Origin of the sequence: Nitratireductor sp. GISD-1A_MAKvit, from assembly GCF_040819555.1 — a bacterium.
In the GTDB taxonomy this organism is placed as follows: Bacteria; Pseudomonadota; Alphaproteobacteria; order Rhizobiales; family Rhizobiaceae; genus Nitratireductor.
Window position 1 is genome coordinate 2,468,331 of record NZ_CP161920.1, and the last position, 22,726, is coordinate 2,491,056.

The 22,726-nt window shown below is 61.8% G+C and carries 22 protein-coding genes; 15 read left to right on the top strand and 7 right to left on the bottom strand.

Annotated elements, in window-relative coordinates; translation table 11 throughout:
* Position 1: 1 nt before the first annotated feature.
* The 3 genes from AB2N04_RS13015 to AB2N04_RS13025 all read right to left on the bottom strand — a co-directional run bounded on the left by AB2N04_RS13015 (position 2) and on the right by AB2N04_RS13025 (position 3,013).
* The gene (locus AB2N04_RS13015; protein ID WP_367714870.1) at positions 2-457 is read right to left on the bottom strand and encodes a FixH family protein; all 456 of its coding nucleotides are present in this window, start codon (positions 455-457) and stop codon (positions 2-4) included.
* Positions 458-546: 89 nt separating this feature from the next.
* Entirely contained in the window at positions 547-2,004 is a 1,458-nt protein-coding gene (locus AB2N04_RS13020) for an NAD-dependent succinate-semialdehyde dehydrogenase (RefSeq protein WP_367714871.1), read from the bottom strand.
* A 67-nt stretch (positions 2,005-2,071) separates the two neighbouring features.
* The gene (locus tag AB2N04_RS13025) at positions 2,072-3,013 is read right to left on the bottom strand and encodes an AEC family transporter (protein ID WP_367714872.1); all 942 of its coding nucleotides are present in this window, start codon (positions 3,011-3,013) and stop codon (positions 2,072-2,074) included.
* Positions 3,014-3,146: 133 nt separating this feature from the next.
* Between AB2N04_RS13025 and AB2N04_RS13030 the strand changes: the two genes are divergently transcribed.
* The 6 genes from AB2N04_RS13030 (at position 3,147) to AB2N04_RS13055 (ending at position 8,617) form a co-directional block, all read left to right on the top strand.
* Positions 3,147-3,704, top strand: coding sequence for a histidine phosphatase family protein (locus tag AB2N04_RS13030; protein ID WP_367714873.1), 558 nt, complete (start codon positions 3,147-3,149; stop codon positions 3,702-3,704).
* Between the two features lie 101 nt (positions 3,705-3,805).
* Positions 3,806-4,090, top strand: a complete 285-nt coding sequence (locus AB2N04_RS13035) for an acyl carrier protein (RefSeq protein ID WP_223022616.1) — start codon at positions 3,806-3,808, stop codon at positions 4,088-4,090.
* Positions 4,091-4,126: 36 nt separating this feature from the next.
* Complete coding sequence (locus AB2N04_RS13040; RefSeq protein WP_367714874.1) at positions 4,127-5,314, top strand: beta-ketoacyl-ACP synthase; 1,188 nt, start codon at positions 4,127-4,129, stop codon at positions 5,312-5,314.
* Between the two features lie 36 nt (positions 5,315-5,350).
* On the top strand, positions 5,351-6,619 hold the full coding sequence (locus tag AB2N04_RS13045) for a beta-ketoacyl-ACP synthase (protein ID WP_367714875.1): 1,269 nt from the start codon (positions 5,351-5,353) through the stop codon (positions 6,617-6,619).
* 39 nt (positions 6,620-6,658) lie between these two features.
* The gene (locus AB2N04_RS13050) at positions 6,659-7,687 is read left to right on the top strand and encodes a zinc-binding dehydrogenase (RefSeq protein WP_367714876.1); all 1,029 of its coding nucleotides are present in this window, start codon (positions 6,659-6,661) and stop codon (positions 7,685-7,687) included.
* A gap of 9 nt (positions 7,688-7,696) precedes the next feature.
* Positions 7,697-8,617: a lipid A biosynthesis lauroyl acyltransferase gene (locus tag AB2N04_RS13055; RefSeq protein ID WP_367714877.1), complete on the top strand. Its 921-nt coding sequence runs from the start codon at positions 7,697-7,699 to the stop codon at positions 8,615-8,617.
* 13 nt (positions 8,618-8,630) lie between these two features.
* Here AB2N04_RS13055 and AB2N04_RS13060 read toward each other — a convergent pair whose 3' ends face one another.
* Positions 8,631-9,062, bottom strand: a complete 432-nt coding sequence (locus tag AB2N04_RS13060) for a L,D-transpeptidase (protein ID WP_367714878.1) — start codon at positions 9,060-9,062, stop codon at positions 8,631-8,633.
* Between the two features lie 185 nt (positions 9,063-9,247).
* On the opposite strand from AB2N04_RS13060, the gene AB2N04_RS13065 reads away from it, so the two are divergent.
* The 5 genes from AB2N04_RS13065 (at position 9,248) to AB2N04_RS13085 (ending at position 15,629) form a co-directional block, all read left to right on the top strand.
* Positions 9,248-10,531: an acetylornithine deacetylase/succinyl-diaminopimelate desuccinylase family protein gene (locus AB2N04_RS13065; protein WP_367714879.1), complete on the top strand. Its 1,284-nt coding sequence runs from the start codon at positions 9,248-9,250 to the stop codon at positions 10,529-10,531.
* 80 nt (positions 10,532-10,611) lie between these two features.
* Positions 10,612-12,093 (top strand): ABC transporter substrate-binding protein, encoded by a 1,482-nt coding sequence (locus AB2N04_RS13070; protein ID WP_367714880.1) that lies wholly within the window; start codon positions 10,612-10,614, stop codon positions 12,091-12,093.
* Positions 12,094-12,142: 49 nt separating this feature from the next.
* On the top strand, positions 12,143-13,090 hold the full coding sequence (locus AB2N04_RS13075) for an ABC transporter permease (protein WP_367714881.1): 948 nt from the start codon (positions 12,143-12,145) through the stop codon (positions 13,088-13,090).
* A 50-nt stretch (positions 13,091-13,140) separates the two neighbouring features.
* Complete coding sequence (locus AB2N04_RS13080; protein WP_367718811.1) at positions 13,141-13,959, top strand: ABC transporter permease; 819 nt, start codon at positions 13,141-13,143, stop codon at positions 13,957-13,959.
* Positions 13,956-15,629, top strand: a complete 1,674-nt coding sequence (locus tag AB2N04_RS13085; RefSeq protein ID WP_367714882.1) for an ABC transporter ATP-binding protein — start codon at positions 13,956-13,958, stop codon at positions 15,627-15,629. Before AB2N04_RS13080 ends, AB2N04_RS13085 begins: the two co-directional genes overlap by 4 nt.
* Here the strand turns inward: AB2N04_RS13085 and AB2N04_RS13090 are convergent.
* Entirely contained in the window at positions 15,626-15,997 is a 372-nt protein-coding gene (locus tag AB2N04_RS13090; protein WP_367714883.1) for a TerB family tellurite resistance protein, read from the bottom strand. The genes AB2N04_RS13085 and AB2N04_RS13090 overlap by 4 nt on opposite strands.
* A 243-nt stretch (positions 15,998-16,240) precedes the next feature.
* Between AB2N04_RS13090 and AB2N04_RS13095 the strand changes: the two genes are divergently transcribed.
* Both AB2N04_RS13095 and AB2N04_RS13100 read left to right on the top strand, forming a co-directional pair.
* Positions 16,241-17,026, top strand: coding sequence for a TSUP family transporter (locus AB2N04_RS13095; protein ID WP_367714884.1), 786 nt, complete (start codon positions 16,241-16,243; stop codon positions 17,024-17,026).
* 52 nt (positions 17,027-17,078) lie between these two features.
* Positions 17,079-17,249, top strand: a complete 171-nt coding sequence (locus AB2N04_RS13100; RefSeq protein WP_367714885.1) for a hypothetical protein — start codon at positions 17,079-17,081, stop codon at positions 17,247-17,249.
* On the opposite strand, the gene AB2N04_RS13105 is transcribed toward AB2N04_RS13100, so the two are convergent.
* Complete coding sequence (locus tag AB2N04_RS13105) at positions 17,246-18,715, bottom strand: cobyric acid synthase (protein WP_367718812.1); 1,470 nt, start codon at positions 18,713-18,715, stop codon at positions 17,246-17,248. The two genes, AB2N04_RS13100 and AB2N04_RS13105, sit on opposite strands and share 4 nt — an antisense overlap.
* Before the next feature lie 125 nt (positions 18,716-18,840).
* Here AB2N04_RS13105 and AB2N04_RS13110 point away from each other — a divergent pair, with 125 nt between their 5' ends.
* Both AB2N04_RS13110 and mmsB read left to right on the top strand, forming a co-directional pair.
* The gene (locus AB2N04_RS13110) at positions 18,841-20,010 is read left to right on the top strand and encodes an isobutyryl-CoA dehydrogenase (RefSeq protein ID WP_367714886.1); all 1,170 of its coding nucleotides are present in this window, start codon (positions 18,841-18,843) and stop codon (positions 20,008-20,010) included.
* A 43-nt stretch (positions 20,011-20,053) separates the two neighbouring features.
* The gene (gene mmsB / locus AB2N04_RS13115) at positions 20,054-20,938 is read left to right on the top strand and encodes a 3-hydroxyisobutyrate dehydrogenase (RefSeq protein WP_367714887.1); all 885 of its coding nucleotides are present in this window, start codon (positions 20,054-20,056) and stop codon (positions 20,936-20,938) included.
* Positions 20,939-21,177: 239 nt separating this feature from the next.
* On the opposite strand, the gene AB2N04_RS13120 is transcribed toward mmsB, so the two are convergent.
* The gene (locus tag AB2N04_RS13120) at positions 21,178-22,557 is read right to left on the bottom strand and encodes an aspartate aminotransferase family protein (protein ID WP_367714888.1); all 1,380 of its coding nucleotides are present in this window, start codon (positions 22,555-22,557) and stop codon (positions 21,178-21,180) included.
* Positions 22,558-22,726 lie beyond the last annotated feature (169 nt).

Genomic DNA, 22,726 nt, shown 5'->3' on the forward strand with positions numbered 1-22,726 from the left:
GTCAAAGATCCAGATTGAAAACCGCTTCGTCCAGTCCGGGTTCGGCATCCAGCCCGATGCGGATTTCCCAGTGCCCGCCCATGTTGAAACGCATGCCCTCGACACGGTAGTGCCCTTCGCCAAGGTTTTCGGTCATCTGCGGGCTTGTGGGCAGGCCGTGGCCGTGAGCGGGCATTCCGCCATCGATGGAGATTCGTGCATCCGTTACCGGCTCGCCATCCGGCGTCGTGACAGTCAACACCCATTCATGGGTTTCGTTGACCGGAACCGGCTGGCTCTCGGTTTCGAACATGACCTGATAAAGCCCCTCGCCACTGACGGTGTTGTAGGCGATGTCGATCCCGTCGGGCGGCGGGGCGATGAGCCGGAACGCGGCATAAAGGGCAATCACCCCAACCAGCAGCCCGATACCGATCAAGACGATTGGTTTTCCTTTGCCTTTGCGCTGTGTGGCCATGGTCTCCCTCCGACTCGCCCTGCCCCAATCTAGCCCGCTCCCGGGCATCGATGCCATAGCCGTGATCCGCCTCGAACGTCAAAGCACGGCTAAAGGCCGAGACCGCCGATGCAGACATATTTGGTGTCGAGATAATCCTCCACGCCCTGATGGCCGCCCTCCTTGCCAAGGCCCGATTCCTTCAGCCCGCCAAAAGGTGCTTCGACCGTGGTGATGATCCCCTCATTGACGCCCACCAGGCCGTATTTCAGCCCTTCCATCACACGGAAGGCGCGGCCCAGATCGCCAGTGTAGAAGTAGCATGCAAGCCCGAAGGCCGTGTCGTTTGCAAGCCTGATCGCCTCCTCTTCCGTCTCGAAGCGGAAAACCGGGGCAACAGGCCCGAAAATCTCTTCTTCCATGAAGCGCATATCGGTCGTGGCATTCGCGATCACGGTCGGCTGGAAGAACGAACCACCCAGTTCGTGCCGGCCACCCCCGGCGGTCACCCTGGCGCCCTTGTCGGTCGCGTCGGCGATCAGCTCCTCCACCTTTTCCACGGCATTCATATCGATCAGCGGGCCCTGCTGGGTGCCTTCTTCAAGGCCGGGTCCCACGTTCAGTTTCCGGGCGGCGGCAGAAAGCTTCTCCACGAACCGGTCATGAATGCCGGCCTGCACGAAAAATCGGTTGGTGCAGACACAGGTCTGGCCCGAATTGCGGTACTTTGCAGCGATTGCGCCCTCCACGGCCCGGTCGATGTCCGCGTCGTCAAAAACCAGAAACGGCGCATTGCCGCCCAGTTCCATGGAAACCTTCTTCACCGTTCCCGCGGTCTTCTCGATCAGCGTCTTGCCCACTTCCGTGGAGCCGGTGAAGGTGATTTTTCTCACCAGCGGGTTTTCGCAAAGTTCGTCGCCGATTTCGGAGGCCGAACCGGTGACGATGTTGACCACACCGTCAGGAAAACCCGCCTCCTCGCACAAAACGCCCCAGGCAAGGCCCGAATAGGGCGTCTGCGAAGCCGGTTTGGCCACGGCGGTACAGCCGGTCGCCAGCGCCGGCCCAAGCTTGCGGGCGAGCATGGACGAGGGAAAGTTCCACGGCGTGATCGCGCCGATCACACCGACAGGTTCCTTGGTAACGAGAATGCGCCTGTCGGCCCAGGGCGAGGGAACGACTTCGCCGTAAACCCGGCGCCCCTCTTCCGCAAACCACAGGATATAGGCCGCCGATATGCCCACCTCGCCGCGCGCCTCCGCCAGCGGTTTGCCCTGCTCCATCACCAGAAGTTCGGCCAGCGTGTCCTGATTGTCCATGATCGCGTCATGCAGCTTGCGCATGAGCTTTGCGCGATGGTCGGCGGAGGTTTTCTTCCAGGAATGGAATGCGGCCTCGGCCGCTTCGATGGCGCGGCGCGTTTCGGCCCGGCCCGAGCGCGGGACAGTGCCGATTGTCCGGCCGTCTGCCGGGTTGACCACATCGATGGTCTGGCCCGAATCCGCATTCACCCAGGCGCCCCCGATAAAATTGGCCTCGCGCTTGAAGTGACTGATCTTGTGAAGCATCCGTCTTCTCCTGTGTCTGCGCGGCACCGTATCGCCCCAGGCTGGTCCGGCTAGTGTCTGTCCCGCCTCATTGATAGATCCAGTGAAGCACCGAAAGCCAGAACGCCGTCGTGAACACCGCCAGTGCCGTGGCTATGGTCATCGCATTGGAGGCGAGCGCCTGCCCGGTGCCAAACCGTGAGGCAATCAGATACGGGTTCACACCCGAAGGAAGTGCCGCCGCGGCAACCGCAATCTGTGCGCTATAGACCGGAAGCCCGATCACCAGCGCACCAGCAAGGGCAACGGCAGGCATCAGGAAAAGTTTCAGCACGGCGATCACGACCGCCGGGCGCACGTCGCCCGAAATGCCGAATTTGCGCAGGCCGAGCCCCATGGCAAACAGCGCAACCGGTCCGGCAACATTGGCCAGCGCGTCGACGAACCGTGTGCCCAGCGATGGCATCTCAAGCCCGGTGAAGCGCCATAGAAGTCCGGCGAGAATGCCGATGATCAGCGGGTTGGAGAAAAGCCGGGTCAAAAACTCCCTGACGATGGTCAAGGACGCACCTCCCTTCCGCCCGACAAGCGCGAACAGAAGGATCGACATGCCCATCATGATGGGCAGGTGAACCGATATGATCAGCGACAGGACCTCAAAGCCCCTGCGCCCGAACACACCGAGCATGAACGGGATCCCAAGCAGAACGAGGTTGGAAAACCCTGTCGAAAGGCCGGCCACGACGCCGACCCGTGCATCCCGTCCGAAAAACCGCACGATGGTGAAGTGGCCCACCACCCAGGCCACCGCAACCGCGCTGAAATAGGTGCACCAGAGCGCCCAGGGAAGACTGTCGCCGAATTCGGCGCCCGCCATGGTGCGGAACAGCAGCAGCGGGACCGCGATGGTTACTGCAAACTCGCTCAGCGCATCGCCCGTCTGCACTTTCAACAGGCCGCTCCACCCGGCAAGGTAGCCGAATGCGACAAGTCCAAAAACGAAGGAGACGGTTTCGACGAGCGGCGACATGATTCCTGTTTAGCCGCAATCGGTTGCCAAGGGAAACCATCCGGCGTTCAAATGCACGCGCCGCCGCACAAGCCGGCTTTCAAGAATGCCCCCCGTGCCTATATGCTAGGAAGAATAGTTTGAGGATTGCCCCATGTTTCGCCTGCTTTTCGCCATTGCCCTTCTGTTCACCGTCAGCGCCCCGCCAGCCAACGCCACGGAAGCCGGCTGGGCGCTGCTGCGCAATGGCGGTCAGGTCGTGCTCATGCGGCATGCGATCGCGCCCGGCAGCGGCGATCCGGCCAATTTCGACATCGAGAAATGCGGCACCCAGCGCAATCTTTCCGAGCGCGGCCGCCTGCAGGCCCGTCGCATCGGCGCCCTCGTTCAGGCCCGCGCAGCCCCGGTCGAAAGGGTGCTCGCCAGCCGCTATTGCCGCACGCTCGACACCGCCACCCAGGCCTTTGGCTCCGGGCCGGTGGAAGCGTTTCCCGCGCTCGATCTGCCGTCTGACGAGAGCGCCATGGAAAAGCAGAAAGCGGTCATTCTGGACCGAATCAACGAATACACCGGTTCGGGAAACCTGTTCCTGATCACCCATCTTGAAGTGATCGAGGCTCTGATTGGCGCTCCGGCGCGAGAGGGTGAAGCCGTCATTCTGTCGCGCGGAGGCGATACTCTTGCAGCAGCCGCACGCATCAAATTCAACTGATCGCGGCATCAGCTGTGCCTATAACCCCTTTTCCTGCAGACAAAAACCGACTAGAGACCCCACGATCATCCTATTGTAAGAGAATCTCCCCAGACCGAGGGCTGCACGTGACGACATTCGACAAGGTTGCCGACATCATCGCTGAAACCAGCGAGATCGACCGCGAGAAAATCACCCCCGAAAGCCACACCATTGACGATCTTGGCATCGACAGCCTCGATTTCCTCGACATCGTCTTTGCCATCGACAAGGAATTCGGCATCAAGGTTCCGCTGGAAAAGTGGACTCAGGAAGTCAATGACGGCAAGGTTTCGACAGAAGAGTATTTTGTCATGAAGAACCTTTGCGCCAAGATCGACGACCTCGTGGCCGCCAAGGCTGGCTGAGCTCTTTCCTGACAGTGCATCGTTGAAGGGAGCGGCATGAGCCCGCGCGACGTAGTTATCACCGGCATGGGCATCGTCTCCTCGCTTGGCGAGGGAGCAGACGCCCACTGGCAGGCGCTGACGGCAAAGGTGCCCACGCCCGTGCTCGATCGGGAGCGGTTTGCGCCTTACAGCATCCATCCCCTGCCCGAGATCGACTGGGGCCAGCAGATTCCGCGACGCGGCGATCAACGCCAGATGGAAACCTGGCAGCGCCTTGGCACCTATGCGGCGGGCCTCGCGCTCGACGATGCGGGCATGAAAGGCGACGAGGCGCTTTGCGCGTCCATGGACATGGTGATCGCCGCCGGAGGCGGTGAACGTGACGAGACGGTGGATGAAGCCATCCTGGCCGCCTCGCTCGAGCGCAACGATCATGACATCCTGCTCAACGAGAAGCTCACCACCGAGCTGCGCCCGACGCTGTTCCTGGCGCAGCTTTCCAATCTTCTCGCCGGCAACATCTCCATCGTTCACAAGGTGACCGGTTCGTCGCGCACCTTCATGGGCGAGGAAGGTGCCGGTGTTTCGGCCATCGAGACGGCGGCCGCGCGCATTCGCTCCGGCCAGTCCTCGCATGTTCTGGTCGGTGCATCCTTCCAGACCGAACATTCCGACATGCTGCTTGCCTATGAGCTTGCCGGCTTTCTGCATCGCGAAGACTGGAAACCGGTCTGGCAGCGCGCGGAGTCCGAGGGCGGCGGTGTGGTCTCCGGTTCCGGCGCAGCTTTCCTGATCCTGGAATCGCGCGAACATGCCGAAAAGCGTGGACGCAAGGCCTATGCATCCATCGGCCCGGTCGTTTCGCGCCGCACCCGCCGCAAGAGTGAGCCGCTCGCCACCGGAATAGCAGAGATGCTCGACCGGCTTCCGCTGCCGCAAACGCCCGTTCTCGCACTGTCAGGTGCTTCCGGCGCCGATGCTGCAACGGTGGCGGAACGCGAAGCACTTGCCCGTCACGACAACATCACGCTGCGCGGCTTTTCATCGCTCACGGGGCATTTGAAGGAAGCGCAGTTTCCCTTTGCGGTCGCGCTCGCAGCTCTCGCGCTGCATCATGGCAGCCCCTACCCGGCATTCGATGAGACAACCGAACCCGCATTCGATGGTAGCCCCGAGACCGTTCTTGCGACAGCCATAGGCTATCACTGCTACGAAGGCATGGGCCTCATCAAACGGGCCTGATGACCCGGCCCGGAGGAATTTAGAGAAAGCGATCCCGTGAAAACGACCGACAGCTTTGGAAGACCCGTTATCGCCGTTACCGGAATGGGCGTCGTGACCTCTCTCGGCCAGGGCCGTTCAGAGAACTGGGACGCGCTGATCAGCGGGCGTTCCGGCATCCACCCCATCACGCGCTTTCCCACCGATCACCTGGCCACCACGATCTCCGGCATGGTCGATTTCCTGCCGTCGAGCACGAAGGGGGCAAGCGTCCACACGCACCATCTCGCCGATCTCGTGGCGGCAGAAGCCATCGAACAGTCCGGTCTGCCTGACGCCGATTTCGGCGGACCGCTCTTTCTGGCAGCGCCTCCCGTCGAGCTCGACTGGCATCATCGTCTTGCGCTTTACGCCAGGGCCCGCAGCCACAATGGCAATCCTTCGCTCATCGAAGCGGCAAGGGAAGCCCGCGCCATGGAGCTTTTCGAGGAAAGCCAGTTCGGCACCATCGCCGACAGGCTTGCCGAGCGCTACGGAACGCGCGGCCTGCCGATCACCATGTCCACCGCCTGCGCCTCGGGCGCAACCGCAATTCAGCTCGGAACCGAAGCGATCCGCCGCGGCGAGTGCGACCGCGCTCTTGCCATCGGTGCGGATGGTTCGGCAACCGCCGAAGCGCTCATCCGCTTCTCGCTTCTATCCGCCCTGACCACCCAGAACGATGTCCCTGAAAAGGCTTCGCGTCCTTTCTCGAAAGATCGCAGCGGCTTCGTCCTGGCCGAGGGTGCCGGTGCGCTGGTGCTGGAATCGCTTGAAAGCGCCCTTGCGCGCGGAGCCGAAATTCTCGGCATCATGCGCGGCTGTGGCGAAAAGGCCGATGATTTCCACCGCACCCGCTCAAAGCCCGACGGCTCGCCTGCCATTGGCGCCGTGCGCGCTGCCCTTGCGGATGCCGGCATGGCCGAAGACGAAATCGAATATGTCAACGCTCACGGCACCTCAACGCCCGAAAACGACAAGATGGAGCATCTTTCGCTCTCCACCGTTTTCGGTGAGCGCATGAAGACAACGCCGATCTCCTCCAACAAGTCGATGATCGGTCACACGCTCTCCGCGGCAGGCGCCATCGAGGCCGTTTTCTCACTGATGACCATGCGTGAGGGCGTCATTCCGCCCACCATCAACTATGACACGCCGGACCCGGCCATCGAGCTTGATGTGGTGCCTAATGTGAAGCGCGAGGCGCAGGTTTCGACCGTTCTGTCGAACTCGTTCGGCTTCGGCGGACAGAACACCTGCCTTGTCATGGCCCGCGAACCGGTCTAATCGACCGGTTCCAATTGCCCGAAACCATCGGAATTTATCATGCGCGCACTTCAACTCGTCGCCGACCGCAAGCTTGAAACCGTCGATCTTGCGCCGCCGCCTGCTCCCGGACAGGGCGAGGTGACCCTGAAGATCCGTGCCGTCGCCCTCAATCACATCGATGTATGGGGCTGGCGTGGCATGGCGTTTGCCAAGCGCAAGATGCCGCTCGTCGTCGGCGCGGAAGCCTCTGGCGTGGTCGAGACGGTTGGCCCCGGGGTCAGCAATCTGCTTCCCGGACAGCTCGTTTCCATCTATGGCGCGCGCACTTGTGGTCTGTGTCGTGCCTGTCGCGAAGGCCGCGACAATCTGTGCGAACATGTCTCCGGCGTGCACGGCTTCCACCTCGACGGTTTTGCGCAGGAAAAGATCAATCTGCCCGCCCGCCTCCTCGTCCCCGCCCCGCCCGGCGTTGACGAGATCGGTGCTGCCGTTGCGCCCGTCACCTTCGGCACCGTGGAGCACATGCTGTTCGACAATGCGAAGCTTGAGCCGGGCGAAACGATCCTCGTTCAGGCCGGCGGCTCCGGCATCGGCACAGCCGCCATCCAGCTTGCCAAGAGCATGGGCTGCACCGTCATCACCACGGTGGGCTCCGACGACAAAATGGAGAAGGCAAAGGCGCTCGGCGCCGATCATGTGATCAACTACCGCGAAGACCGTTTCGAGGGCGTCGTGCGCAAGATCACGAAGAAGCGCGGCGTGGATGTGGTGTTCGAGCATGTGGGTGCCGACACCTGGGCCGGCTCGCTTCTTTCCATGAAGCGTGGCGGACGCCTCGTCACCTGCGGCTCCACCTCCGGTGTTTCCACCAGCATGAACCTGATGCAGCTTTTCCAGCAGCAGCTCAAGATCTTTGGTTCCTTCGGCTGCCGCATGGAAAACATGGCCGACGCCATGCAGAAGATGGCGCGCGGGCTGGCCTCCCCGGTGATCGACACCGAGGTAAGCTTTGCCGACATCGACAAGGCGCTCGCTCGCATGGAAGGCCGCGACGTGTTCGGCAAGATCATCCTGCGCGTGGACTGACCCGCGCCCATGAAGCGCTTCCTCCACAAAACCGGCAAACGCCTCAAGACGCTCGAATACTGGCTCACCGCGCGCCTGGTGATCGGCACTCTGGCGCTGCTGCGCAAGCTGCCGCCCGAAAAGGCGCTCGATCTGGCAGAAAAGGTCGCCCGCAAACTCGGGCCCAGGGTGGGCCGCCATCGCCTCGCCGTCGACAATCTGCGGCACGCCTATCCGGAAAAAAGCGAAGCTGAACTTGAAGCCATCGCCCTCGACATGTGGGGCAACATGGCACGGCTTGCCGTTGAATATGTGTTTCTCGACAAGCTGTTCGATTTCGATCCGGAAGCCGAAACGCCCGGCCGGGTCGAGGTGGATGGCATAGAGATCTTCAAGCGGCTGCGCGACGAACATGGCGTTCCGCACATTTTCTTCACCGGCCATCTCGGCAATTTCGAGTTTTTGCCCATTGCCGCCGCCCGCTTCGACCTTGCCACGACGTCGCTCTTTCGCCCGCCCAACAATCCCTATGTTGCCGATTACATCCTGAAAACCCGCAGCAGTGCCATGGGCGGGCTCGTGCCATCACAGGCGGGCGCCGCGCTTCAGCTTGCCCGAGTTCTGGACGAAGGTGGCAATATCGGCGTTCTGGTCGACCAGAAATTCCGCAAGGGCGTGAAGACGCGCTTCTTTGGCCGCGAATGCCGGACGAACCCGCTGCTCCCAAAACTGGCGCGGCAATATGGCTGCGATGTCTATCCGGCGCGCTGCAAGCGCCTTCCGGGCGGCCGCTATCGCCTTATTGTCGAAGACAGGATCACCCTGCCCCGGCATGAAGACGGCACGATCGACATCGAGGCAGCCGCACAGATGCTCAACGATGTGGTCGAGCGCTGGGTGCGCGAGGATCCCGGCCAGTGGATGTGGTTCCACAAGCGCTGGCAGATGTAGCTTGCCCGGTTGATCAATCCGTAACGACAATCCGCGTGTTGCCGGGCCCGATCTTTTTTACAAGCGCATAAAGCCGTTTCGCATTGGCCGTATGCAGCCGCACGCAGCCATGCGAGGCGGGCCGACCGAGCTTGGACACCGCATTGGTGCCGTGGATGGCATAGCCGCCATAGTAAAAGATCGAGTATGGCATTGGCGACATGTTGTACTTGCGCGAATGCCACATCTTGTGCATGCGCTTTGGCCGCCACCGGCCACGCGGCGTCACATAGCCACGTCGCGCCGTCGAAACGCGCCAGCGATGCAGCACACGGCCCCGATGCACGACTGTCATGGTCTGTTTGGAAACACTGACTTTCGCCACAAGGCTTGCGGCAAATCCCTGGACCACGCCGCCTGAAAGGATCAGGCCTGCGATGGCTACAGCAAAGAAAATCCGTTTCATGAGCGCCCCCGCTACATGTGACAATTCTACCCGTAGTCCTGAATTGTTTATCGTCAATTCATGACAAAACCCCAAATTTCCTTGGTAAATAGAACAATACTGTTATTCGCAGGGCAAGTTTGCGCACTTCACAATCGCGTGCACACGATCTTGCCAATTGCGATCCATGCGGCTCTATTGCCCTCATGAACGAACAGCTTGCCCTGGCAGTGCGCCGCCGGACGGACGATCTCGTCGCACTCACTTCCGATCTGATCCGCTTTCCCACGGTGAACCCGCCGGGCGACGCCTACACGCCGTGCTGCGAATACATCGCGCGGCGGCTCGAGGCGAAGGGTTTTGCCACGCAGTTTGTCCGCGGCGTCGATGCGCCAGGCGATTCTGACCGTTACCCCCGCACCAATGTCATCGCCCGCCGTGAAGGCCGCAGCCCCGGCGCGACGGTGCATTTCAACTCCCATATCGATGTGGTGGAAGCCGGCGAAGGCTGGACGGTCGACCCCTATGCCGCCATCGTACGGGACGGCAAGGTTTTCGGGCGTGGCGCCTGCGACATGAAGGGCGGGCTCGCCGCCTCCATCATCGCCGCCGAAGCGTTTCTCGAAATCTATCCGGATTTTCCCGGTGCCATCGAAATTTCGGGAACGGCGGACGAGGAATCGGGCGGCTATGGCGGCGTTGCCTATCTGGCGCGGCAGGGCTTTTTCTCAAAACCCCGCGTCGATCATGTCATCATTCCCGAGCCGCTCAACAAGGACCGCATCTGCCTTGGCCATCGCGGCGTGTGGTGGGCGGAAATCGAAACGCGCGGTGCCATTGCCCATGGTGCGATGCCGTTCCTCGGCGATTCGGCCATCCGCCACATGGGCGCCCTGCTCCACGCTTTCGAGGAAGAGCTCTTTCCCGCGCTCGACGCCAAAGAGACACGCATGCCGGTCGTGCCCGAAGGCGCGCGCCGCTCCACCATGAACATCAACTCGGTGCATGGCGGCCAGACGGAGGATTTCTTCCCCGGGCTGCCTTCCCCCAATGTGGCCGACTCCTGCCGCATGGTGATCGACCGCCGCTTCCTGATCGAGGAAGACATTTCCGAAGTAAAAGGCGAAGTGATCTCGATCCTGGAACGCCTGAAACGCGAGCGTCCGAAATTCGACTATTCCATGCGCGACCTGATGGAAGTTCTGCCGCTGATGACCGAGGAGGACGCACCCGTGCCGAGCGCCATTGCCGCCGGCATCCGCGAGGTGTTCGGCAAGGAGCCGGAATATGTCATCTCGCCCGGCACCTACGACCAGAAGCACATTTCGCGCATCGGCCACCTGCACGACTGCGTCGCCTATGGTCCCGGCATTCTCGATCTCGCCCACCAGCCCGATGAATGGGTCGGCATCGAGGACATGGTTCAGTCGGCAACCGTCATGGCAATGAGCCTCGATGTTCTGTTGCGTGGCGCCGCACCGCCGCGTTAGACCTCTTTCAAAGCATGATTTACAGCCGCACTGAATCACGCTTCAATCCTTGAAAACAATACGGCCTGCGGGAGAGAGACATGAAGACGATCAAGTCCATTATCGGCGGCGCAACGCTGTTACTGGCTGCAGGGACCGCAGCCCTGGCGGCCCGCACCGATCTTGTCATCGGTGTCGTTCTGGAACCGCCGCATCTCGACCCGACCGCGAGTGCTGCTGCCGCAATCGATGAAATCCTCTATGCCAATCTTTTTCAAGGTCTGACCCGCATCGGCCGCAATGGCGAGGTGCTGCCGGCCCTTGCCGAAAGCTGGGAAGTCTCCGACGACGGCAAGACCTATACATTCAGGCTGCGTTCCGGTGTCACCTTTCACGATGGCACCACGTTTGACGCCGAAGATGTCAAATTCACCCTCGACCGGGCCCGTGCGGAAGATTCGACCAACGCGCAAAAGCAGCTCTTTGCCGCCATCGACACGGTCGAGGTGATCGATCCGTCCACCATTCAGGTGACCTTGTCTTCTCCGCAGGGCTCCTTTCTCTACAATCTCGGCTGGGGCGATGCGGTCATCGTCGCGCCCGAATCCGCCGAAACCAACAGGGAAAACCCCATCGGCACAGGCCCCTTCAAGTTCGACAAATGGGCAAAAGGCTCTTCCGTCACGCTGGTGAAAAACCCCGACTACTGGGGCGAGCCCGTCGCGCTGGAAAAGGCCGAGTTCCGTGTCGTGCCCGATGCGGCAGCCGCCATCCCCGCCCTCTTATCGGGCGATGTCCAGGCCTTTCCGCAGATGCCCGCCGGCGACGCCCTCATCCAGATCGAGAGCGACCCGCGCTTTGTCGTTGCCATCGGCGCCACGGAGGGCGAAACGATCCTCTCCACCAACAATGGCAAGGAACCCTTCAACAACATCAAGGTGCGTCAGGCCATCGCACACGCGCTGAACCGCGAAGAACTGATCGCCGGCAATGGTTCGGGCTATGGCACGCCCATCGGCTCGCATTTCTCGCCCGCCAACGAGGCCTATGTCGACCTGACCGGCACCTATCCCCACGACCCGGCAAAGGCGAAGGAACTGCTCGCGGAGGCTGGCTATCCCGACGGTTTCAAGGCAACGCTCAAGCTCCCGCCGCCGGCCTATGCGCGCGATGGCGGACAGGTCGTCGCCTCGCAGCTGCGCCAGGTCGGCATTGAACTGGAAATCATTCCGGTAGAATGGGCCCAGTGGCTGGAGCAGGTGTTCAAGAACAAGGATTACGACCTCACCATCGTCTCCCACACGGAGCCGAACGACATCAACATCTACGCCCGCGACGATTACTACTTCAACTACCAGAACCCCGCCTTCAAGGAGGTCATGAACGCGCTTGAAGCAACCGCCGATCCGGCAAAGCGCATCGAGCTTTATCAGACCGCCCAGAAGATCATCGCCGAGGACGCGGTCAACGGTTTCATGTTCCAGCTTCCAAAGATCGGCGTGTGGGACGCGAAACTCGAAGGCATGTGGGAAAATTCGCCCATTCAGGCCAATGACCTGACAGACGTGAAATGGACTGACTGATCGCTGAAAGGAAGCGCACCGCGAAAGCGGTGCCGTTTCCGGGTCGCCCATGCTCGTCTATCTCGCAAAGCGCATCGCCATCGGCCTCGTCACGCTCATCGTGGCGTCTGCCGTGGTGTTTCTGGTTCTGGAGGTCGTTCCGGGCGACCCCGCCCTGTTGATGCTCGGCATGAACGCCGAACCCGAGGCGCTTTCTGCCCTGCGGCAGGAAATGGGCCTCAATCAGCCCGTTTTTGTCCGCTATTTCAGTTGGGTCTCGGGCATGGCGATCGGCGATTTTGGCAATTCCTACACCTATTCGTCACCCGTGCTCGAACTGATCGGCGAGCGCATCATCGTCTCGCTGCCGCTCGCACTCATCTCGCTCTTCCTGTCCACGGCAATCGCCCTGCCCGTCGGCATATTCGCCGCCTCCCGACGCGGAAAACCGGCCGACACGATCAGCATGGGCGCGGCGCAGATCGGCGTCGCCATTCCCAATTTCTGGTTTGCGCTGCTTCTGGTTTATGTCTTCGCCGTCTGGCTTCGCCTCGTGCCCGCTGGCGGGTTTCCGGGCTGGGACGCAGGCCTGTGGACCGGTTTCAAGGCCCTTCTCCTGCCCGCCATCGCCCTTGCCCTGCCGCAAGCGGCAATTCTCGCCCGCGTCACCCGTTCGGCCATGCTTGAAGTGCTCGGCGAAGATTATATCCGCACCGCGCGTGCCAAGGGCATGCCGCGGCGCATCGTTCTCTGGCATCACGCGCTGCGCAATGCGTTCATCCCGGTGCTCACCATTCTCGGCCTGCAATTCGCTTTCCTCCTGGCCGGCACCATCATCATCGAGAATGTGTTTTATCTGCCCGGCCTCGGGCGGCTCATCTTCCAGGCCATCACCCAGCGCGATCTCATCGTCGTGGAAGGCGTGGTGATGCTGCTCGTCGCAACGGTCATCGCCGTCAACATTCTGGTCGATATCGGCTATGCCATCGTCGATCCGCGCCTGAGGACCCGCCGATGACCGTCGACGCTCCACCGCCTGCCACACCGCCCGAGCGCCATTTCCTGCAAATGGCGCTTGCCAACCGTTCCTTCGCGATCGGTCTCGTCATCACCGCCATTGTCACCGCAATGGCGCTTCTCTCCTTCTTGTGGACGCCCTACGACATCACCCATCTCGTCGTGGCCGACCGCATGAAGGGACTGTCGCTTGCCCATCCGCTCGGCACAGATCACCTCGGCCGCGACATTCTTTCCATGATCATGATCGGCGCGCGCAATTCCATCGCCGTTGCCATCGTCGCCGTCGGCATCGGCATGGGGCTCGGCGTACCGCTCGGCACATGGGCTGCGGCACGCGGTGGCGTGATCGACGAAATCCTGATGCGCTTCAACGATCTCGTCTTCGCCTTCCCCGCGCTTCTCTCCGCAATCATGATCACCGCCATTTTCGGCCCCGGAGCGATCAACGCCATCATCGCCATCGGCATTTTCAATGTGCCGGTCTTTGCCCGCGTGGCGCGTGCCGGTGCGCTGTCCATCTGGCCACGCGAATTCATTCTCGCAGCCCGCGCCGCCGGCAAGAGCAAGGCGCTCATCACCATAGAACATATCCTGCCCAACATCGTTGCGCTGCTGCTCGTGCAGGGCACGATCCAGTTTGCGCTGGGCATTCTGGCCGAAGCGGGCCTCTCCTATCTCGGCCTTGGCGCACAGCCGCCCATGCCGTCCTGGGGGCGCATGCTCTTCGAGGCGCAGACGCGCATGATGATCGCCCCGCATCTGGCCATATTTCCGGGCCTTGCCATCGTCATCACCGTGCTCGGTCTCAACCTTCTGGGAGATGGTCTGCGCGACCTCCTCGATCCGCGACTGAGGCGCGAGCGATGAGCCTTCTTGAAATCGAAAACCTGTCGCTCTCCATCGCCGGACATCCGGTGCTGAAAGACATCGACCTCGAAATCGCCCCGGGTGAAGTGCTCGGCATCGTTGGCGAATCCGGTTCCGGCAAGTCCATGACCGCCCTTTCTGTCATGCAGCTTCTGCCGGAGCTTGCCAGTGCGAAGGGCCGTGTCACCTTTGACGGGATCGACATTCTGTCAGCCCCCGAAGAGGCCATGTGTCGGCTGCGCGGTGATGATCTCGGCATGGTCTTTCAGGAGCCCATGACCGCGCTCAACCCGGTCAAGACCATCGGCGAACAGGTGGCCGAGGGCATCCGCTGGCACACCGGTGCCAACCGGCCGGATGCAGAAGCCCGTGCCCGCGCCATTCTCGACCGTGTCGGCCTGCCCGAAGCGAAGTTTCCGCTCTCGCGTTTTCCGCACGAGCTTTCCGGCGGCCAGCGTCAGCGCGTCGTCATCGCCATTGCCTGTGCGCTCAGGCCCAAGCTCTTGATCGCCGACGAGCCCACCACCGCCCTCGATGTCGTTCTGCAAGCACAGATCCTCGATCTGCTGCGCGACCTGGTGGAAGAAAACCGCATGGGCCTCATGCTCATCTCGCACGATCTCGCCGTCGTCGCGGATATGGCCGACCGCGTGAGCGTGATGCGCCATGGCGCTGTTATGGAAAGCGGCCCCACGGCAAAGGTTCTGAGCGAACAGAAACACGCCTATACACGCCAGCTTGCAGAAGCTTCCACCCATGTGCCGGCCCGCGCACGCCCGCAGGACGCCATAGAGAAGCAAGAACAGCCACCCCTCCTCGCCGTCTCAAACGTCACACGCGATTACCCCGGCCGCCGCAGGGGGCTTTTCTCGAAAGCTGAGCCTTTTCGCGCCGTCGACAATGTGAGCTTTTCCCTTCTTCCGGGGCATGCCGTTGCTCTTGTGGGGCGTTCGGGCTGCGGCAAGTCGACCCTTGCCCGCATGATCCTCGCGCTTGATCGGCCCACCTCGGGCGAGATCCGGCTCGATGGAGAGACGCTCGCAGGCAAGAGCGAGCACGAGTTGCGCCACGCAAGGCGCAACATGCAGGTGGTGTTTCAGGATCCCTACGGCTCGTTCAACCCACGCCATCAGGTGGAGAGGCTGGTGGCCGAGCCCTTGCACCTGCTCGACCGGAAGCCCACGGCAACGCAGCGCCGGGACCGTGTCGCCCAGGCGCTGGAATCCGTTGGGCTCCACGCCAGCGACATGCAAAAATATCCGCATGAGTTTTCCGGCGGTCAACGCCAGCGCATATCGATTGCCCGTGCCATCATCACCCGCCCCAGGCTTATCGTGGCAGACGAACCGGTCTCGGCCCTTGATGTCTCGATCCGCGCACAGATTCTCGACCTCTTTGCCGATCTGAACCAGCGCCTTGACCTGACCTATCTCTTCATCACCCATGATCTCACGGTTGCACGCGCCATCACCGACGATGTCATGGTCATGCATGAGGGGAGGATCGTGGAAAGCGGCCCGACCACTGAAGTTCTGGAAAACCCGGCTTCGGTGGCAGCGCAAGCGCTCGTCGCCGCCGCGCCGGATCTGCAAAGGGCTATATCCTCCCGGCTGGCGCGCTCAGGTCGATCTAGACTGGAAGGCAAGCCGCAAAACGATGAAGGGAACTAACCCGACAGATGCGCAACCTCGTCCGCACCAAGCCCCAGAACATCGCAAACGCGCACCCCCAGGCGCTCTGAACGGGGAGCGAGTTCGGGGTCCTGCCCGGCAAGGCTGAACAGCGTTTCAGCCAGAATGATACGCCTCGTATAGCTGGCCTGCCGGAGCCCGGCCCGGGCCTGCATGATCTCGCGATCTGTCGACTGGACTTCGAAGGAGCGTAAGAGCAGGGAGATTTCACCTGGGGAAAGCTGAAGGCATTTTGCGGCAATTCTGTCCAGAACGGCCGCTTCGCGCGGTCCTATTGCGTCATCGGTCAGTGACAGGCGTAAGAGCAGCAGCACTTCTGCAGCCATGGCGGTCAATGCGGCGGACATTGTGTGCACCTCCAACCCAAAATCGGTTCCTGACAATGCAGCATGACGTGTTTGCGAACCGTTTCACTCTCGCCGAAACCGGGCACATTCCAGATGTCGCCCTCGCGGCCGCATTGTCATCAGCCGCATTGTCATCAATTGCGCCACGGAGCAAAGGTTCCTGTACAACAGCCGAAACCGCCTTGCGGAATGTCGCCCGTTGTGATGCAAGAAGCCTTTCCTACCGCTGGCTACCCCCTGAACATGTTTGAAGCAAGCCTCGAAATTCTACTCCTGCTGTCCCTGGCAGCATTTTTTGCCGGCTTTATGGACGCGATTGCCGGCGGTGGCGGCCTTGTCACGATCCCCGCGCTTTTGCTCGCCGGCTTCCCGCCGGTGCTCGCGCTCGGCACCAACAAGCTGCAGGGCATGTTCGGCAGCGGCATGGCTACCTTCACCTATGCAAGGGCCGGACACGTCAAGGTTCGGGGACAGTTCCTGCCCGCATTCCTGTCCTTTCTGGCCTCCATTGCCGGTGCGCTCGCCGCCACGATCATGCCTGCCGACCTGCTTCGTGGCATGCTTCCCCTCCTCCTGATCGCGGTCGCGCTCTATTTCGCGTTTAAACCCAATTTGAACGACATCGACCGTGCACAGCGCATCACGCCCTTCGTTTTCGGCTTCACCATCGTGCCGCTTCTGGGGTTTTATGATGGTGCTTTCGGCCCCGGAACGGGCTCCTTTTTCATGCTTGCATTTGTCAGCCTTGCCGGTCAGGGCATGCTGAAGGCGACCGCACACACCAAGTTTCTGAATTTCGCTTCCAATGTCGGCGGTCTTGCCGCCTTCGCCGCGGTGGGGGCCGTCTTCTGGAAAGTGGGGCTTGTCATGGGGCTCGCGCAGATGGCCGGCGCACGCATCGGTGCGGGTTTTGCCATGAAGAAGGGCGCGCGCATCATCAAACCGCTTCTGGTGCTTGTCTGCCTGGCACTCGCCGCGCGCCTGCTCATGGAGGGCGAAAACCCTCTCCTGCGCTCTATTGGTCTATAAGCGGCGCCCGGCACTAACCCTGTCCCCGCACAAGACCTAAGCGGGGATACCCATGACACTCAACGCACCAACCAAGATCGTTTTTCTTCTCAGCCTTGTCATCGCCGTCATCGCGGTGATTGCGGCTTTCAACCTGCTCTCCTTCGTCCCGATCCCGGCTTTCTGGATCATGACGCTTGCCTATATCCTGCTGGTTGGCGGTTCTCTGCTCAAAGGCGTTTAACGCGCGGCCGCCAGAAGGGCGTCGCAGTCGAGATGCTCCTCAAGCTTCCGTGCGATGTCGTCGAGCGCCTGCTCCACCTGATCACGATAGCCGGCGCCAGCCGTCTTGATACCAAACTCGCCGAGAAAGCGGGCGCGAAAAGGGTCAGAGCCGAAAAGCCCGTGCAGATAGGTGCCTGACACGCGACCGTCTTGCGACATTGCGCCTTCTGCCCTGTCGCCAATCATCGCAACCGGACGGGCGCAATCGGGACCCACGGTCCGGCCGATGTGGATTTCGTAGCCATTGATTGGGGTCCGGTATCGGGGCGAAACCGCTTCCACCTCGCGCAATGCCTTCCGGGGCTGCATGACTGTCTCAATGTCAAGAAGCCCGAGCCCCTCGACACGGCCTGGGACACCCTCGAACCCTTCCGGGTCTTCCACACTGCGACCCAGCATCTGGTAACCGCCGCACAGACCGACAATGTGCCCGCCGCGCTGCCGGTGTGCCTTCAGATCCTCATCCCAGCCCTGCCGGCGCAGAAAGTCCAGATCGCCAATGGTCGATTTCGATCCCGGCAATACGACCAGCCCGGCATCTCCCGGCAGCCTCTGGCCCGGCGGCACGAATGTGACCTCCACCTCCGGTTCGGCGGAAAGCGGATCGAGATCGTCGAAATTGGCGATCCGCGAAAGCATCGGCACCGCGACCCTCAGCTTTGCCGGCACGGAGCTCGTGCGGCGCGCCAGCGTGACCGAATCCTCCGGTGGGAGGCGATGCGCTTCGGCAAGCCACGGCACGACACCGAAGGATTGCCAGCCCGTGAACCGGTGTATGGCGTGAATTCCGTCATCGAACAGCGTGAGATCGCCGCGAAACTTGTTCACGATATAGCCGACGATCATGCGTCGGTCCGCTTCATCGAGGATCAGCTGCGTTCCTGCCAGCGCCGCGATCACCCCGCCCCGGTCGATGTCGCCCACCAGCACCACCGGCACATCGGTCTGCGTGGCAAACCCCATATTGGCGATATCGCGCGCGCGCAGATTGATCTCGGCCGGCGATCCCGCTCCCTCGACAATCACCAGGTCCGCCCCGTTGCGCAGCCGTTCAAAGGATTCCATCACCGGGGCCATGAGCGCGCCCTTGCTGCGCTGATAGTCACGCGCCCGCGCCGTGCCACGCGAGCGCCCCTGCACCACAAGCTGCGCGCCCATGTCGCTCTCCGGCTTGATCAGCACCGGATTCATGTCCACGGTGGGCGCCACCCCGCAGGCCAGCGCCTGTAGCCATTGGGCCCGCCCGATCTCTCCCATGTCGCTGGAACCGGGGATCGCTGCAATGGCGGCATTGTTGGACATGTTCTGCGGCTTGAACGGGCGAACGATGAGCCCGCGCCGCTTCGCCATGCGGCAAAGCCCCGCCACCAGAACAGACTTGCCCACATCCGATCCCGTTCCCTGCAGCATGATGGCGCGCGCCATGGTCATCCCGTCTTCATCCTCTCAGCGTTTGATGCACAGCGCCTGTGCCACACCTCGCGTTGCGCGGCTCCCTCAATGCACTAAACTGCCAGCACAGGGAAGGAATTCCATTTCGGGAGGACGTTATGGACGCCAGCGTTTCACAGGCTGCCGAGCAGTTCGAGCTCAATGCAGACCAGCGCGCCATTCAGGAGATGACGCAGAGCTTCGCGGCCGATCGCGTCGCCCCGCATGCGCTCGACTGGGACCGTGACAAGCATTTTCCCGCCGATGTGGTGCGCGAGACGGGCCCGCTCGGTTTCGGCGGCATCTATGTGCGCGATGACGTCGGCGGTTCGGCGCTTGGCCGGCTCGATGCGGTTCTGATTTTCGAGGCCCTTGCCGCCGCCTGCCCGGGCTTCTCCTCCTTCATTTCCATCCACAACATGGCCGGCTGGATGATCGACACATTCGGCAATGAGGAGCAGCGCCAGCGCTTTCTGCCGAAACTCACCTCGATGGAGTGGCTTGCAAGCTATTGCCTCACCGAGCCCGGTTCCGGCTCCGATGCCGCGGCGCTGAAGACCAGGGCCGTCAAATCCGGTGGCGACTATGTGCTCAACGGCACCAAGCAGTTCATCTCGGGCGCCGGCGAAAACGACATCTATGTTGCCATGGTGCGCACCGGCGAGGACGGTCCCAAAGGCGTTTCCACGGTCATCGTTCCAAAAGACGCTCCCGGCCTTTCCTTCGGCCCGGCCGAATTCAAGATGGGCTGGCACATGCAGCCGACCCGCCAGGTGATCTTCGAGGATTGCCGGGTGCCAGCGGAAAATCTTCTGTCCAGCGAGGGCGCAGGCTTCGGCATCGCCATGGCCGGGCTCGATGGCGGGCGCCTCAACATCGCCGCCTGTTCGCTGGGCGGCGCTCAGTCAGCACTCGACAGGGCCCTAGCCTATACGAGCGAACGCGAGGCGTTCGGTCAGGCGATCAACCGGTTTCAGGCGCTCCAGTTCAAACTGGCCGACATGGAGACGAACCTGCAGGCGTCACGCATGATGCTCTACACGGCTGCCTCCAAGCTGGATGCAAAGACGCCCGACGCCTCCAAATGGTCGGCCATGGCCAAGCGCTTTGTCACCGACACCTGTTTCGATGTCGCCAACGATGCGCTCCAGCTCCATGGCGGTTACGGTTATCTGCATGAATACGGCGTTGAAAAACTGGTGCGTGACCTGCGCGTTCACCAGATTCTGGAAGGCACCAACGAGATCATGCGCCTCATCATTGCAAGGCAACTGGTCGGTCGGAGCTGATCGCGCCGCCGAAACCGCACAGCCACTCCCCGGGAGGAAACCTATGGCAAGCATCGCATTCATCGGTCTCGGCAATATGGGCAATCCCATGGCCGCCAATCTCGTCCGGGCAGGACACACCGTGATGGGTTTCGACCTGATCACCGAAAACCTCGAGACCGCCACCAAGAACGGTGTCACCGTCATGGCGAGTGCCGCGGCGGCGGTGAAGGAGGCCGACGTCGTCATCACCATGCTGCCTGCGGGAAAACACGTTCTCTCGGTCTATGCCGACATCGCGCCCAAGGCCCCAAAGGGCGCCCTGTTCATCGATTCCTCCACCATCGATGTGGAATCGGCCCGCAAGGCGCACGGCCTCGCCTCCGATCACGGGCTTCTCTCCATCGATGCCCCGGTTTCGGGCGGCGTGGGCGGCGCGGAGGCAGGCACCCTCACCTTCATGGCTGGTGGCTCGCCCGATGCCTTCGCACGGGCAAGCCCCGTTCTGGAACCGATGGCCGGACGGGTCGTTCACTGCGGTGATGGCGGCGCCGGTCAGGCCGCGAAAATCTGCAACAACATGATCCTCGGAATTTCCATGATCGCCGTGGGCGAAGCCTTCGTTCTGGCCGAAAAGCTCGGCCTTTCCCATCAGGCGCTCTATGATGTTGCCTCCACGTCCTCGGGCCAATGCTGGTCCCTGACGACCTATTGCCCCGTCCCGGGCCCCGTTCCCACCTCACCGGCCAACCGCGATTACAGGCCCGGCTTTGCCGCCGGCCTCATGCTCAAGGATCTGAAGCTCGCCCAGGAAGCCGCCCAGGGCGCGGGCGCTGCCACGCCACTGGGCGCTGAGGCGACCCAGCTCTATACGCTGTTCAACGCGATGGGGCATGAAGGCACCGATTTCTCCGGCATCATCAATTTTCTGCGCGGCGGGCAGAGCTGAAAATTTTCGAACGCCGGCAAAAAAACGTGATTTTATACTTCGCGCTAACTTCCCGGTAACCATGACCGTATAGAAATGACCTTGAGGCGGATTTGAAGCCTCCCCGACGCCGGATCAGGTTCTGCGTACCGGTACGGGAACTCTTCGCAGCGTAGCGTATTTGCGAAGAGGTGTGTTTGAGTACATGTAAAACCGCGTATCTTCCCGCCCGAAGACACGCGGTTTTTTCTTGCCGACGCTCAGCCTTTGCGAAGCGTTGCCTCGGCCCTTTCCAGCGCCGCCACAATGCGATCGCAGGCCATGTCAATCGTTTCCCGTGTCCAGATCAGCGGCGGCGACAGAATCATCGTGTCCCCCACGGCCCGCATCATCATGCCGCCTGCTATGGCATGATCGCGCACGCACGATGCCGCCGCCCCCTCACCTGGAAAACGCTTGCGCGCTGCCTTGTCGGAAACAATCTCGATTGCCGCCATGAGACCGAAGGAACGCACCTCACCGACGATGTCGTGACCGCCAAGACGCGACTGCAGGGCCTCGGCCAGATAGGGGCCGGTGTCGGAGCGCACACGTTCCACCAGCCCTTCGCGCTCGATGATTTCGAGGTTCTTCAGCGCCACGGCACAGGCAACCGGATGCCCCGAATAGGTGTAGCCGTGAAAGAACTCCCCGCCCTTCTTCACCAGCGTATCGGCAATGCGGTCGCCGACCAGAAGCGCTGAAAGCGGCTGATAGCCGGAGGTCAGGGCCTTCGCCGTGGTGATCGTGTCGGGTTGAAGGCCAAGCCGCTCAGCGGCAAACCACGCGCCCGTGCGTCCATAACCGGTGATCACCTCGTCCAGCATGAGGAGCACATCGTATTTCTTGCAGATGCGGTCGATCTCGGGCCAGTAGCTATCCGGCGGAATCTTCACGCCGCCCGCGCCCATCACCGGCTCACCGATGAAGGCAGCAACAGTCTCCGGCCCGGCCGCAAGGATCGCGTCCTCGACCGCCCTTGCCGCCCGCAATCCGAAATCGTGGTCGCTTTCACCTGATTGCCTGAGTTCAAATGCGTAGGGCGGCATCACGTGGTCGATGTTCGGCACAGCACCATGAAGCTGGCCATGCATCGCCTCCATGCCGCCGAGCGATGTGGCAGCCACGGTGGAGCCGTGATAGGCCCAGTTACGCGAGATGATACGGTTTTTCTCCGGCCTGCCTTCCAGCGCCCAGTAATGCCGCACCAGCCGAAGGGCCGTGTCATTGGCTTCAGATCCGGACGATCCGTAAAACACCTGATTGATGTTCTGGGGCGCGATCTCCGCCAGCTTCTGCGACAGCAACACCGGGGTCGGCGTGGAGCAGCGGAAAAAGGAATTGTAATAGGGCAGTTCCTTCATCTGCTCATAAGCCACTTCGGCCAGCTCGTCACGCCCGTAGCCGATGTTCACGCACCACAGACCGGCCATCCCGTCGAGGATCTCGTTGCCCTCCATGTCATAGACGAAGGGGCCGTCGGCGCGGGTGATGATGCGCGAACCGGAAGCCCGCAAATCCTCGTGGTCGGTGAATGGGTGCAGATGGTGCGCAGCATCCATTGTCTGAAGCTGCTTCAGCGTGAAATTCCGATAGGTCATAGAGTTCTCACTTCGCTTGAATTGATCCGGAAATGCCGGCACGGTTTCAAGCGGAAGCCGGTGGAGAGTATCCGATGCGCGCGCACAGCCGCAACAACTCCGCGTGCCGTGTACGCGGTGACGGCTTGAGTGAGGGCAGGAAGCCGCGCCCTGGCGTGAATTGCGTCTT